Source organism: Enterobacter cloacae complex sp. P27C (assembly GCF_014895705.1).
Lineage (GTDB): Bacteria > Pseudomonadota > Gammaproteobacteria > Enterobacterales > Enterobacteriaceae > Enterobacter > Enterobacter bugandensis.
This window is the reverse complement of record NZ_JADBQB010000012.1, coordinates 58,581-73,037: the sequence shown is the minus strand read 5'-3', so window position 1 is coordinate 73,037 and position 14,457 is coordinate 58,581. Positions and strand designations below refer to the sequence as shown.

The 14,457-nt window shown below is 56.1% G+C and carries 11 protein-coding genes; 9 read left to right on the top strand and 2 right to left on the bottom strand.

Annotated features, from left to right (window positions below):
• Position 1: 1 nt before the first annotated feature.
• The 8 genes from csrD (at position 2) to tldD (ending at position 12,266) form a co-directional block, all read left to right on the top strand.
• Positions 2-1,942, top strand: a complete 1,941-nt coding sequence (gene csrD, locus IM291_RS19795; RefSeq protein ID WP_041907831.1) for an RNase E specificity factor CsrD — start codon at positions 2-4, stop codon at positions 1,940-1,942.
• A gap of 282 nt (positions 1,943-2,224) precedes the next feature.
• The gene (gene mreB / locus IM291_RS19790) at positions 2,225-3,268 is read left to right on the top strand and encodes a rod shape-determining protein MreB (protein WP_000913396.1); all 1,044 of its coding nucleotides are present in this window, start codon (positions 2,225-2,227) and stop codon (positions 3,266-3,268) included.
• A gap of 61 nt (positions 3,269-3,329) precedes the next feature.
• Positions 3,330-4,346, top strand: coding sequence for a rod shape-determining protein MreC (mreC, locus tag IM291_RS19785; RefSeq protein ID WP_028014605.1), 1,017 nt, complete (start codon positions 3,330-3,332; stop codon positions 4,344-4,346).
• Positions 4,346-4,834 carry a rod shape-determining protein MreD gene (gene mreD / locus IM291_RS19780; protein WP_008502849.1) on the top strand — a complete coding sequence of 163 codons (489 nt, stop codon included), beginning with the start codon at positions 4,346-4,348 and terminating at the stop codon, positions 4,832-4,834. Before mreC ends, mreD begins: the two co-directional genes overlap by 1 nt.
• 9 nt (positions 4,835-4,843) lie before the next feature.
• Positions 4,844-5,437, top strand: coding sequence for a nucleoside triphosphate pyrophosphatase (locus IM291_RS19775; RefSeq protein WP_192987546.1), 594 nt, complete (start codon positions 4,844-4,846; stop codon positions 5,435-5,437).
• Positions 5,427-6,896: a ribonuclease G gene (gene rng / locus IM291_RS19770; protein ID WP_008502847.1), complete on the top strand. Its 1,470-nt coding sequence runs from the start codon at positions 5,427-5,429 to the stop codon at positions 6,894-6,896. The genes IM291_RS19775 and rng overlap by 11 nt, the downstream gene beginning before the upstream one ends.
• 42 nt (positions 6,897-6,938) lie before the next feature.
• Positions 6,939-10,736, top strand: coding sequence for an AsmA2 domain-containing protein YhdP (yhdP, locus tag IM291_RS19765; RefSeq protein ID WP_192987544.1), 3,798 nt, complete (start codon positions 6,939-6,941; stop codon positions 10,734-10,736).
• Between the two features lie 84 nt (positions 10,737-10,820).
• Positions 10,821-12,266, top strand: a complete 1,446-nt coding sequence (tldD, locus tag IM291_RS19760) for a metalloprotease TldD (RefSeq protein WP_028014602.1) — start codon at positions 10,821-10,823, stop codon at positions 12,264-12,266.
• A 47-nt stretch (positions 12,267-12,313) separates the two neighbouring features.
• On the opposite strand, the gene IM291_RS19755 is transcribed toward tldD, so the two are convergent.
• The gene (locus IM291_RS19755) at positions 12,314-12,928 is read right to left on the bottom strand and encodes a YagU family protein (RefSeq protein ID WP_032644925.1); all 615 of its coding nucleotides are present in this window, start codon (positions 12,926-12,928) and stop codon (positions 12,314-12,316) included.
• A 217-nt stretch (positions 12,929-13,145) separates the two neighbouring features.
• Positions 13,146-14,072 (bottom strand): HTH-type transcriptional activator AaeR, encoded by a 927-nt coding sequence (aaeR, locus tag IM291_RS19750; protein WP_028014600.1) that lies wholly within the window; start codon positions 14,070-14,072, stop codon positions 13,146-13,148.
• A 179-nt stretch (positions 14,073-14,251) separates the two neighbouring features.
• Between aaeR and aaeX the strand changes: the two genes are divergently transcribed.
• Positions 14,252-14,455 (top strand): p-hydroxybenzoic acid efflux pump operon protein AaeX, encoded by a 204-nt coding sequence (gene aaeX, locus IM291_RS19745; protein WP_003860416.1) that lies wholly within the window; start codon positions 14,252-14,254, stop codon positions 14,453-14,455.
• Positions 14,456-14,457 lie beyond the last annotated feature (2 nt).

Below are 14,457 nucleotides of genomic sequence, written 5' to 3'. Positions count from 1 at the left end.
GATGCGATTAACGACGAAGTTCTCGGCTTTTATCACCCTGCTGACGGGGCTTACCATCTTTGTCACGCTTCTTGGTTGCTCTCTGAGCTTTTATAACGCCATTCAGGACAAACTGGTTAACCGGGTGCAGTCCGTTGCGTCGGTCATTGATACGCGTCTGCTGACCACTCCACTTCCTGAGCTATCCCGGGAGCTGGATGAGTTGATGGTGCCGGTTGATATTATTCAGGTCGACATCCAGCAGGGAAAGCACCCGGTTTTAAGCCATGAACGACAGGACAGCTATCGACCTGCGGGCGTGGTGAGCCAGTATCGGGAAGTAACGGTGCACTCCCTCAAAAATCCGGGGATGACCATACACATGGTCTACCTCGATCCGATGGCCAGCTATTTCCGTTCTATGATGACCACCGCGCCGCTCACTGTTGCCGTCGCCTTCATTATTTTGCTGATTTTTCTCGCGGTCCGCTGGCTGCGCCGCCAGCTTTCAGGCCAGGAACTGCTGGAGATCCGCTCCGTGCGTATCCTGAACGGTGAACGCGGCCCGCAGGTTCGCGGCTCGGTCCATGAATGGCCCTCACGCGCCAGCAGCGCGCTGGATACGCTGCTCTCAGAGATCCAGTTTGCCAGCGACCAGCGCAGCCGAATGGATACGCTGATCCGCTCTTATGCCGCGCAGGATAATAAAACCGGCCTGAACAACCGCCTTTTCTTTGACAATCAACTCGCCACGCTGCTCGACGATCCGGAAAAAGTGGGCACGCACGGGGTGGTGATGATGATTCGCCTGCCCGATTTCGATCTGCTGCGCGACACATGGGGGCAGCGGGCGGCGGAAGAAAATCTCTTTACGCTGATCAACCTGCTCTCCACCTTTATTATGCGCTATCCGGGGGCGCTGCTGGCCCGCTACCACCGCAGCGACTTTGCCGTATTGCTGCCGCATCGCACGTTGAAGGAATCAGAAAGCATTGCCAGCCAGCTACTTAAGGCCGTCGACGCGCTGCCGCAGAGCAAAATGCTCGACAGAGACGATATGGTCCATATGGGGATTTGCGCCTGGCGCGGCGGACAGTCGACAGAGCAGGTGATGGAGCATGCGGAAGCGGCCACCCGCAACGCGGTATTGCAAGGGGCGAACGGTTGGGCGGTCTATGATGATTCGCTGCCTGAAAAAGGGCGTGGAAACGTGCGCTGGCGTACTTTGATTGAGCAAATGCTGAGTCGCGGCGGGCCGCGTATTTATCAAAAACCGGCGGTCATGAAGAACGGTTTTGTCCACCACCGGGAATTGATGTGTCGTATTTTCGACGGGACGGAAGAGGTTATTTCTGCGGAATATCTGCCGATGGTTCTGCAATTTGGGCTCTCCGAAGAGTATGACCGCCAGCAAATTACACGCTTGATTCCATTTTTATCATTCTGGCCTGAAGAGAATCTGGCGTTACAGGTTACCGTTGAGTCATTAATACGCCCGCGTTTTCAGCGCTGGCTGCGTGATACATTAATGCAATGCGAAAAATCGCAACGCAAACGCATTATTTTTGAACTTGCTGAGGCGGATGTGGGTCAACACATCAGCCGGTTGCGTCCGGTGGTCCGTTTGATCAACGCGCTCGGTGCCCGTGTCGCGGTAACGCAGGCGGGTTTAACGCTGGTCAGTACCAGCTGGATCAAGGAGCTGGATGTGGAGCTATTAAAGCTACATCCGGGGCTGGTAAGGAATATTGAGAAGCGCACGGAAAACCAGCTGCTGGTTCAGAGTCTGGTTGAAGCGTGTAAGGGAACGCGAACACAGGTATTTGCCGCAGGCGTGCGCTCCAGAGGCGAATGGCAGATGTTAACAGAGCGCGGAGTGACGGGCGGTCAGGGCGATTTTTTTGCCGCCTCTCAGCCGCTTGACACCAACGTGAAAAAATATTTGCAAAGATACTCTGTTTGACCTGCCGTTTACGTTGTTTTCACGTAGAATATCGCGCCTGTAGCTTTGAGTATGTCGAGCAAAAAGCCAGTGAACGACCTTTAATGGGTTACAAATATCAGTGAGGAACACGACTGTTTACTCAGCCCTGAGGGAGTCAGGGGATAAATTTGTAACAACAGGAAACGTACTGCACAAATTTTCACCGTTGCAGATGATTTTTGCGCCTTGTCGCTGCTGCGTGTGGTTGGTAAAGTAAGCGGATTTTGTTTTCCGCCCCAGCTTTCAGGATTATCCCTTAGTATGTTGAAAAAATTTCGTGGCATGTTTTCCAATGACCTGTCCATTGACCTGGGTACCGCGAATACCCTTATTTATGTAAAAGGACAAGGCATCGTATTGAATGAGCCTTCTGTTGTGGCCATTCGTCAGGATCGTGCAGGCTCGCCGAAAAGCGTGGCCGCAGTGGGTCATGACGCGAAGCAGATGCTGGGTCGTACCCCTGGCAACATCGCCGCTATTCGCCCAATGAAAGACGGCGTTATCGCTGATTTCTTCGTGACTGAAAAAATGCTTCAGCACTTCATCAAGCAGGTTCACAGCAACAGCTTCATGCGCCCAAGCCCGCGTGTTCTGGTGTGTGTGCCGGTTGGCGCAACCCAGGTAGAACGTCGCGCAATCCGTGAATCTGCCCAGGGTGCAGGCGCACGTGAAGTGTTCCTGATTGAAGAGCCAATGGCTGCGGCAATCGGTGCGGGTCTGCCTGTTTCTGAAGCCACCGGTTCTATGGTGGTGGATATCGGTGGTGGTACCACTGAAGTGGCCGTTATCTCACTGAACGGCGTGGTGTACTCCTCCTCCGTACGTATCGGTGGTGACCGCTTCGATGAAGCCATCATCAATTACGTGCGCCGTAACTACGGCTCTCTGATCGGTGAAGCCACCGCAGAGCGTATCAAACACGAAATCGGTTCTGCATATCCGGGCGATGAAGTGCGTGAGATCGAAGTGCGTGGCCGTAACCTGGCGGAAGGTGTTCCACGCGGCTTTACCCTGAACTCCAACGAAATTCTGGAAGCACTGCAGGAACCACTGACGGGCATCGTGAGCGCGGTAATGGTTGCGCTGGAACAGTGCCCACCAGAACTGGCGTCCGACATCTCCGAGCGCGGTATGGTTCTGACCGGTGGTGGTGCGCTGCTGCGTAACCTCGACCGCCTGTTGATGGAAGAGACAGGTATTCCTGTCGTAGTTGCAGAAGATCCACTGACTTGCGTCGCCCGCGGTGGTGGCAAGGCGCTGGAAATGATCGACATGCACGGCGGCGACTTGTTCAGCGAAGAGTAGTCATGGTGAAAGGGTAGCGAATCGCTACCCTTTCTCTCTGACACGAGAATACGCATAGCCTATGAAGCCAATTTTTAGCCGTGGCCCATCGCTACAGTTTCGCCTCATTCTGGCGGTTCTGGTTGCGCTTGGCGTCATTATTGCCGATAGCCGCCTCGGTACGTTCAGCCAGATCCGAACGTACATGGATACCGCCGTCAGTCCTTTCTACTTTATATCAAATGGTCCCCGTGAACTGCTCGACTCCGTTTCTCAAACGCTGTCTTCACGAGACCAGCTCGAACTTGAAAACCGGGCATTACGCCAGGAACTGCTGCTGAAAAACAGCGAACTGCTGATGCTGGGGCAATACAAGCAGGAAAACGCGCGTCTGCGTGAACTGCTCGGCTCGCCGCTGCGTCAGGACGAGCAGAAGATGGTTACCCAGGTGATCTCCACCGTGAACGACCCTTACAGCGATCAGGTTGTGATCGACAAAGGGAGCGTGAACGGGGTGTATGAAGGTCAGCCCGTCATTAGTGATAAGGGCGTAGTAGGCCAGGTCGTTGCCGTCGCCAAACTGACCAGCCGCGTGCTGCTGATTTGCGACGCCACCCACGCACTGCCGATCCAGGTCCTGCGTAACGATATCCGCGTGATTGCGGCCGGTAACGGCTGCACGGACGATCTGCAGCTGGAACATCTGCCTGCTAACACGGACATCCGTGTCGGCGACGTGCTGGTGACGTCCGGTCTCGGTGGACGCTTCCCTGAAGGTTACCCGGTTGCGGTGGTCTCTTCGGTTAAGCTGGATACGCAGCGTGCATACACCGTGATTCAGGCCCGTCCAACCGCCGGTTTACAGCGTCTGCGCTACCTGCTGCTGCTCTGGGGTGCCGATCGTAACGGTGCTAACCCGATGACGCCTGAAGAGGTGCATCGCGTGGCGAACGAACGCCTGATGCAGATGATGCCGCAGGTTCTTCCGCCAGCGGACTCTATGGGGCCGCCTGCGCCCGTGCCTGCGCCGGCAACCGGGTTAACGCAGCCGCAGCCTGATGCGCCGCCACCGCCTAAACTCTCTTCGGGAGGGCAGTAGTGGCAAGCTATCGTAGCCAGGGACGCTGGGTCATCTGGCTCTCGTTCCTCATTGCACTGTTGCTGCAGATTATGCCCTGGCCGGATAACATTCTCGTTTTCCGGCCAAACTGGGTCTTGCTCATTTTACTTTACTGGATCCTTGCCCTGCCGCATCGCGTAAATGTCGGCACGGGTTTTGTGATGGGTGCCATACTGGATCTCATTAGTGGCTCTACGCTGGGCGTGCGCGCCCTGTCCATGAGCATTATTGCGTACCTCGTCGCACTGAAATTCCAGCTCTTCCGTAACCTCGCGCTCTGGCAACAGGCCCTGGTCGTGATGCTGTTGTCGCTTGCTGCGGATATCGTTGTTTTCTGGGCAGAGTTTTTAGTGATCAACGTCTCTTTCCGACCGGAAGTGTTCTGGAGTAGTGTAGTAAATGGTGTGCTCTGGCCGTGGCTATTCCTGCTGATGCGTAAGGTTCGCCAGCAGTTTGCTGTGCAATAAAAGGTTTCTATGACGTCTCTGTATCTTGCTTCCGGCTCCCCGCGCCGTCAGGAACTCCTGACGCAGTTAGGGGTCTCTTTTGAACGCATCGTGACCGGCATTGAAGAAAAACGTGCTGAGGGCGAAAGTGCTCAGCAGTACGTGTCTCGCCTGGCACGCGAGAAAGCGCAGGCGGGCGTGGCCTGTGTGCCGCGCGATCTGCCCGTGCTGGGAGCAGATACCATCGTTATCCTTAACGGTGAAGTCCTCGAGAAACCGCATGACGCCGACCATGCGGCGCGCATGCTGCGCAAGATGTCCGGGCAAACGCACCAGGTGATGACGGCCGTCGCGCTGGCGGACAGCCAGCACGTGCTGGATTGCCTGGTGGTTACGGATGTCTCGTTCAGAGTGATTACCGACGACGAGATCGCCGCTTATATTGCCAGCGGTGAACCGATGGATAAAGCAGGTGCATACGGTATTCAAGGGTTGGGTGGCTGTTTTGTCAGGAAGATTAATGGCAGCTATCACGCCGTAGTCGGCTTACCGCTGGTGGAAACGTATGAGTTGCTGAGCAATTTTAACTCACTGCGTGAGGGAAGGGATAATTATGACGGCTGAATTGTTGGTAAACGTAACGCCATCGGAAACCCGTGTGGCCTATATTGACGGTGGCATTCTTCAGGAAATTCATATTGAGCGTGAAGCGCGGCGCGGAATAGTAGGCAATATCTACAAAGGTCGTGTCAGTCGTGTACTGCCGGGTATGCAGGCGGCTTTTGTAGATATTGGACTGGATAAGGCGGCATTTTTACATGCCTCCGACATCATGCCGCACACCGAGTGCGTCGCGGGCGAAGAGCAAAAGCAGTTTGCCGTGCGCGACATTTCCGAGCTGGTGCGTCAGGGCCAGGACTTAATGGTGCAGGTGGTGAAAGATCCCCTTGGCACCAAAGGTGCCCGTCTGACCACCGACATTACCTTACCTTCCCGCTATCTGGTCTTTATGCCCGGCGCATCGCACGTGGGCGTTTCGCAGCGTATTGAGAGCGAAAGCGAGCGCGAGCGGCTGAAGAAAGTGGTCAGCGCCTACTGCGATGAACAGGGCGGGTTTATTATCCGTACCGCTGCAGAAGGGATCAGCGAAGAAGACCTGGCGTCGGATGCGGCTTACCTGAAGCGCGTCTGGACCAAAGTGATGGAGCGTAAAAAACGCAACCAGACTCGCTACCAGCTGTACGGTGAGCTGGCGCTTGCGCAGCGCGTGCTGCGTGACTTTGCCGATGCCCAACTCGACCGCATTCGCGTGGACTCTCGCCTGACGTATGAAGCGCTGCTGGAGTTTACCGCTGAATACATCCCGGAAATGCCGGGCCTGCTGGAGCATTACACCGGGCGTCAGCCGATCTTCGATCTCTATGATGTCGAAAACGAGATCCAGCGAGCGCTAGAACGCAAGGTCGAACTGAAGTCCGGCGGCTATCTGATCATCGATCAGACCGAAGCGATGACCACCGTCGATATCAACACCGGCGCGTTTGTCGGTCATCGCAATCTGGACGACACCATCTTCAACACCAACATCGAAGCCACGCAGGCGATTGCGCGTCAGCTTCGTCTGCGCAACCTCGGCGGCATTATCATCATCGACTTTATCGATATGAGTAATGAAGACCATCGTCGTCGCGTGCTGCACTCGCTGGAGCAGGCGCTGAGTAAAGATCGCGTGAAAACCAGCATCAATGGCTTCTCTCAGCTGGGGCTGGTGGAAATGACCCGGAAACGGACCCGCGAAAGCGTGGAACATGTCCTGTGTAATGAGTGTCCAACCTGCCATGGACGCGGAACGGTAAAGACGGTTGAGACCGTCTGCTATGAAATTATGCGTGAAATTGTCCGTGTCCATCATGCCTACGACTCAGACCGTTTTCTGGTCTATGCTTCCCCTGCGGTGGCTGAAGCCCTGAAAGGCGAAGAGTCGCACGCGCTGGCGGAAGTGGAAATCTTTGTCGGCAAACAGGTAAAAGTACAAATTGAACCGCTCTATAACCAGGAGCAGTTTGACGTCGTAATGATGTAAAACGCAGTACGCTGCGTGACGAAAGCTGACAAGGAGAGATGCGTGAGGCGATTGCCGGGGATTTTAGTGCTTACAGGGGCAACGCTGGTCGTGATTGTCGCGTTGCTCGTGAGCGGGCTACGCCTCGTTTTACCGCATCTGGACAGCTGGCGTCCGCAGCTGCTGGCGAAAATCGAATCCACCACCGGCGTGCCGGTCGACGTAAGCCAGGTTAGCGCCAGCTGGCAGAATTTTGGCCCGACGCTGGATGTCCGTGACATCAACGCCAGCCTGAAAGATGGCGGTCATCTCAAAATCAAACGCGTAACCCTGGCGCTGGACGTCTGGCAAAGCCTGTTGCATCTGCGCTGGCAGTTTCGCGATCTCACCTTTTATCAACTCCAGTTTCTGACCAATACGCCGCTGACGGGCGGTGATAACAATCAGGGCCTGGAAGCCAACCGCTTCAGCGATCTCTTCCTCCGCCAGTTCGATCATTTCGATCTGCGCGACAGCGAAGTGAGCTTTATTACCCTTTCTGGCCAGCGCGCCGAACTGGCGATCCCGCAGCTGACCTGGCTTAACGGCAAGGATCGACACCGCGCCGAAGGGCAGGTCAATCTTTCCAGCCTGAACGGCCAGCACGGCGTCATGCAGGTGCGTATGGACTTGCGTGACGATGACGGCCTGTTAAACAACGGCAAAGTCTGGCTGCAGGCCGACGATGTGGATGTAAAGCCCTGGCTCGGTGACTGGCTGCAGCAAAACATGCAGCTGGAAACCGCCCGTTTCAGCCTTGAGGGCTGGATGACCCTGACGAAAGGGAAATTTGCCAGCGGCGATATCTGGCTGAAGCAAGGGGGCGCGAGCTGGAAGGGTGAAAGACAGCAGCATCAGCTTTCCGTCGATAACCTCACCGCGCACGTGACGCAGGAAAAAGAGGGCTGGCAGTTCGCCATCCCGGATACGCGCATCACGATGGACGGCAAGCCGTGGCCGCGCGGTGCGTTGACGCTGGCCTGGATGCCGGAGCAGGACGTGGGCGGCGCGGCGAGTAAACGCAGCGATGAGCTGCGCATCCGCGCCAGTAACCTGGATCTGGCGGCCATTGAAGGCCTGCGCTCCATGGCGGCAAAGCTCTCTCCGGACCTGGGCGAGATCTGGCTGGCAACGCAGCCGAGCGGAAAAATTGATTCTCTGGCGCTGGATATCCCGCTTCAGGCGACGGAAAAAACCCGTTTCCAGGCAACATGGAAAGATCTTGCCTGGAAGCAGTGGAAGATGCTGCCGGGCGCGGAGCATTTCAGCGGCAAGCTGGAAGGCAGCGTGGAGAACGGCAGGCTCACGGCCGATATGCACAACGCTAAAATGCCTTACGAGACGGTCTTCCGCGCGCCGCTGGAAATTGAACAGGGCAGCGCGGTGCTTAACTGGCTCCGTAACGATAAGGGCTTCCAGCTTGATGGTCGCCATATCGACGTCAAAGCCAAAGCGGTACACGCGCGGGGTGACTTCCGCTATTTACAGCCGCAGGGTGACGAACCGTGGCTGGGCATTCTGGCCGGGATCAGTACCGATGACGGTTCTCAGGCCTGGCGCTATTTCCCGGAAAATCTGATGGGTAAAGCGCTGGTCGACTATCTGAGCGGCGCAATTCAGGGCGGTCAGGCGGAAAACGCCACGCTGGTCTACGGCGGTAACCCGCATCTTTTCCCGTACAAACATAATGAGGGGCAGTTCCAGGTGCTGGTGCCGCTGCACGACGCCACCTTCGCGTTCCAGCCGGGCTGGCCCGCGCTGAAAAACCTGGATATCGAGCTTAACTTCCTCAACGATGGATTATGGATGAAGGCGGACAGCGTTGCGCTGGGAGGCGTAACGGCCAGCAACCTGACGGCCAACATCCCGGACTACTCAAAAGAGAAGCTGCTGATTGATGCCGACATCAACGGCCCGGGGAAAGCGGTGGGGCCGTACTTTGAGGAGACGCCACTCAAAGAGTCGCTGGCGGCGACCCTTCAGCAGCTCCAGCTCGATGGCGATGTGAATGCTCGCTTACATCTTGATATCCCGCTGGACGGTGAAATGACCACCGCCAAAGGTGACGTCCGTCTGAAGAACAACAGCCTGTACATTAAACCGCTTGATAGCACCCTGAAAGACCTCAGCGGACAGTTCAGCTTTGTGAACGGTAATTTGAAAAGCGAGCCGCTGACCGCCAGCTGGTTTAATCAGCCGGTGAATATCGACTTCTCAACAGCCGAGGGGCAAAAGGCTTATCAGGTGGCCGTTAATCTGGACGGCAACTGGCAGCCGTCGCGTATGGACGTCCTGCCGAAGCCGATTGAGGCGTCAGTAGCGGGCGCGGTCGCCTGGCAGGGCAAAGTGGCAATCGACCTGCCTTATCACGCGGGTGCACACTATAAGGTCGACATTACGGGTGACCTGAAGAATCTTCAAAGCCAGCTGCCTGCGCCGCTGGATAAACAGGCCGGACAGCCGCTGCCGGTGAAGCTTAACGTGGATGGCAATCTGGACAGCTTCGCGCTGACCGGAAGCGCGGGCGGAACAAACCACTTTAACAGCCGCTGGCTGCTTAACCGCAAGCTTACCCTCGACAGAGCCATCTGGACGACGGACAGCAAAACCACGCCGCCGTTGCCTGAGCATGCGGGCGTTGAGCTGAATCTCCCGCCGATGGACGGCGCGGAGTGGCTGGCGCTCTTCCAGAAAGGCGTTGGGCAAAACGTTGATGAGGCCGCCCAGTTCCCGCAGACCATTACCGTACGCACGCCGTCGCTGATGCTGGGCGGACAGCAGTGGAACAATCTGAGCATTGTCTCCCAGCCAACCGCTAACGGCTCAAAAGTGGAGGCGCAGGGCCGGGAGATCAACGGCACGCTGACCATGCGCAATAACGCGCCGTGGCAGGCAGCGATCCGCTATCTCTACTACAACCCGGCTGCCGCGAATAAAGATAAACCGGCGAATACATCGCCGCTGAGTAATACTACCCGCGTCGATTTTAGCGGCTGGCCCGATCTGCAGCTGCGCTGCGCGGAGTGCTGGCTGTGGGGGCAAAAATATGGCCGTATCGACGGTGATTTTGCCATCCAGGGGAATACGCTCAAGCTCTCCGGCGGATTGATCGACACCGGCTTTGGCCGCATGACGGCGGGTGGAGAGTGGGTGAATAACCCGGGCGAGCAGCGCACGTCCCTGAAGGGCGACATTAAAGGCAACAAGCTGGATGCGGCAGCCAACTTCTTTGGCATCAGCACGCCGCTGCGCGGCTCCTCGTTTAACGTTAATTACGATCTTCACTGGCGTGCCGCGCCGTGGACACCGGACGAAGCGTCATTGAACGGTATTCTGAAAACACACTTTGGCAAAGGTGAAATCGCCGATGTGAGCACGGGGCGCGCCGGGCAGATCCTGCGCCTCCTCAGCTTTGATGCGCTGCTGCGCAAGCTGCGCTTCGATTTCAGCGACACCTTCAGCGAAGGTTTCTATTACGATTCCATCCGCAGTACGGCGTGGATCAAGGACGGCGTTCTGCACACGGACGACACGCTGGTGGATGGGCTGGAAGCGGACATCGCCATGAAAGGCTCGGTCAACCTCGTGCGTCGCGAGCTGGATATGGAAGCCGTGGTGGCGCCGGAAATTTCCGCCAGCGTGGGCGTGGCGGCGGCCTTTGTGGTTAACCCGATTGTCGGTGCGGCGGTGTTTGCCGCCAGTAAAGTGCTGGGGCCGCTGTGGAGCAAGGTCTCCATTCTGCGCTACCGCATTACCGGTCCGGTGGATAAACCGCAGATTAACGAGGTGCTGCGCCAGCCGCGCAAAGATGCACAGCAATGATTTGACGTGGGCTGGTAATTGCCTCACTCTCAATAAATACGATCTTTATACCGCCACGGGCGGCAACGAACGAGTAGCAATACGATGAGTCTGAACCTGGTAAGTGAACATTTGCTCGCAGCGAACGGCCTGAGCCATCAGGACCTGTTCTCCATTCTTGGTCAACTGACCGAACGCCGTCTCGACTACGGCGATCTCTATTTCCAGTCGAGCTATCACGAATCCTGGGTTTTAGAAGACAGCATCATCAAAGATGGCTCATATAACATTGACCAGGGCGTCGGCGTGCGCGCCATCAGCGGCGAAAAAACCGGTTTTGCCTATGCCGACCAGATTAGCCTGGCCGCGCTTGAGCAGAGCGCTCAGGCCGCGCGTACCATTGTGCGCGATGCCGGCGACGGTCGCGTGAAAACCCTGGGTGAAGTGCAGCACTCCGCGCTTTATACCAGCATCGACCCGCTGCAGAGCATGAGCCGTGAAGAGAAGCTGGACATCCTGCGCCGCGTGGACAAAGTGGCGCGCGCCGCCGACAAACGTGTTCAGGAAGTCTCCGCCAGCCTGAGCGGTGTGTATGAACTGATTCTGGTGGCGGCAACGGACGGTACGCTGGCGGCCGATGTGCGTCCGCTGGTGCGTCTCTCCATCAGCGTGCAGGTCGATGACAACGGCAAACGCGAGCGCGGCTCAAGCGGCGGCGGCGGTCGTTTCGGCTATGACTGGTTCCTGGGTGATGTTGACGGCGAAGCGCGCGCTGACGCGTGGGCTAAAGAAGCCGTGCGCATGGCGCTGGTGAATCTTAATGCTGTTGCGGCGCCGGCCGGGACATTCCCGGTGGTGCTGGGCGCAGGCTGGCCGGGCGTGCTGCTGCACGAAGCGGTGGGCCACGGTCTGGAAGGCGATTTTAACCGTCGCGGGACGTCCGTGTTCAGCGGCCAGATCGGACAGCTCGTCTCCTCTGAACTTTGCACCGTAGTGGATGATGGCACCATGCTTGACCGCCGCGGCTCGATTTCTATCGACGATGAAGGTACGCCAGGCCAGTACAACGTGCTGATCGAAAACGGCGTGCTGAAAGGCTACATGCAGGACAAACTCAACGCGCGCCTGATGGGCGTAGCGCCAACGGGTAACGGCCGCCGTGAATCTTACGCGCACCTGCCGATGCCGCGCATGACCAACACCTATATGCTGCCGGGCAAATCCACGCCGCAGGAGATTATCGAATCCGTGGATTACGGTATCTTTGCGCCAAACTTTGGCGGCGGCCAGGTGGATATCACCTCCGGTAAGTTTGTCTTCTCTACCTCAGAAGCGTATCTGATCGAGAAGGGCAAAGTGACCAAAGCGGTGAAGGGCGCAACCCTGATTGGCTCCGGCATTGAAGCCATGCAGCAGATCTCCATGGTCGGTAACGATCTGAAGCTGGATAACGGCGTGGGCGTCTGCGGTAAAGAGGGCCAGAGCCTGCCGGTGGGCGTGGGCCAGCCAACGCTGAAAGTGGACAACCTGACGGTGGGCGGCACAGCCTGACCTGAATCGGCATAAAAAAATGGCGCTACTAATGTAGCGCCTTTTTTTTAACGTAAGTTACCCAGCGGGATCTCCGGATCCGGCTCGTGAGTAATGCGGTTACGCAAGTCACGTCGAATGATTTCGATCGACCAGAACCAGACCAGATGACCCACGATCTCTGACACGTGTTCATACCAGGGCAGATCAAACAGCGGTGGCGTCAGCCCCATCAGCGGGAAGGAGAGCATGTGAACAAAAAGCTGTGCCAATGCACCCGCCAGCAAACCCTGCCAGAGTTTAATTTTCGGGAAGACTTCAGCAACGACACAATACCCAACCGCGAAGACGATTGAGAAAATAATATGCGTTACGCCGACCCAGTTAAATATATGTCCGGCAAAGGTATAAACTGCTGCGTTAGGATCAACTACGCCCAGCCAGTCGCGTAAAAAAACATAGGGTGGATTTAAAAAATTGCGGGAGCAATCTATTTGTCCTGCGGCTCTTATTAATTGCTCAGGGCCGCATGCGCCGGTAAATAAATCGGTGGGACTGCGTGGCGGGAGTGGTACCTCGGCTCCCCATTTGACAAACGCGGAGACAATTCCTGCAATTAAGCCAATGAACGCGGCGAGTCCGTAGCGCCTGCGTGACGGCGGTGTTTGTTCAAATAGATTCATTTCGTTTCCTTGTTTAACGTCATCCTGCGAAATACATTTTATTATTCAAATCAGCAACAAAATAATAACAGTCTGAATGCCAGACTGTTTATAAGGTAAAGGGCAGGCGGCGGCAGTGTCAATTCGCTATTCCTGATAGAAGCTAAAGAATATTCCTGGATGAAGGCCGGCTTCATCCTGAAATATTAATGGCGCGGATATTTCAGGAATTAATTACTTATTCCTTTCTTCTTCCGCGCATTCCCTGAAACAGCTCTGCTACGTCGACAAAATAGTCGGTCAGATAGTTAATACACACCTGTACTTTGAGGGGCAGCTTGTCCTTCTCGGTATACAGGGCGTAGACCGGGCGTGGATCGGACTGATAGCGCGGGAAGAGGATCTCCAGCACGCCGCTGTTGATCTCATTGATCACCCACATCAGCGGCACGTAGGCGATCCCGGCGCCGGCCACCAGCCAGCGCGAAATGGTCATCGGATCGTTGGTGACGAACCGGCCTTCCGGCAGCAGCCTGGTGGAGATCCCTTCCGGAGCAATCAGCTCAAATTCATTATCGGGGCGGACGCTGTACTCCAGCCAGGAGTGGTTAGCGAGATCGGCAGGTTTCTCCGGCACACCGTACTGCGCCAGATAGCTCTTCGAGGCACAGACCACCATCGGCATGCTCCCGAGGCGACGCGAGAACAGGCTGGAGTCCTGCAACGCGCCAACGCGGATCACCACGTCTAAACCATCGGCGATCAGGTCTGGGGCAGGGATGCCCGTCACCAGATTGACGGTAAGCCCAGGGTACTCTTTCAGCATGTCCGCCGTCATGGCAGCGAGAACATTTTGTGCCATAGTTGAAGAACACCCTATACGCAGCGTGCCGATGGGCGTGTTGTTAAAGGCATAGAGTTGTTCGTGAACATCCTGCACTTCATGCAGCATGCGGCGACAGCCCTGATAGTAAATTTTACCGGCTTCCGTCAACCCGATGCTGCGGGTGCTGCGGTTGAGCAGCTTAACCTGAAGCTCATCTTCCAGTTTGGACACCGTCTGGCTGATGGATGAGACGCTCATCTGAAGCTGGCGCGCAGCGGCGGTAAATGAGCCGAGTTCAACCACTTTGGCGAAGACGGACATGCGTTTTAAACGTTCCATTGTTCACTCTGGCTTAAAAGTGATTTAGATCACATATGATAGATAACAGCATAACAGTTACGTTAATATATTATTAATTACATAACGGCTGCGCCATTCTCGCCCTGCGTTTCTAGCTCTCCTGCGATGGCGTGCGCTAAAAAATTCTGAAGCCTGCACTCTCTCTTATCAAGGTCAACATGAGTCTGTTTCCCGTTATCGTGGTGTTCGGTCTGTCGTTCCCACCGATATTTTTCGAGCTTCTTTTATCACTGGCGATCTTCTGGCTGGTGCGCAAGGTGCTGGTCCCGACCGGGATCTACGATTTCGTCTGGCACCCTGCATTGTTCAATACCGCGCTGTATTGCTGCCTGTTTTACCTGATATCGCGCATGTTTGTCTGAGG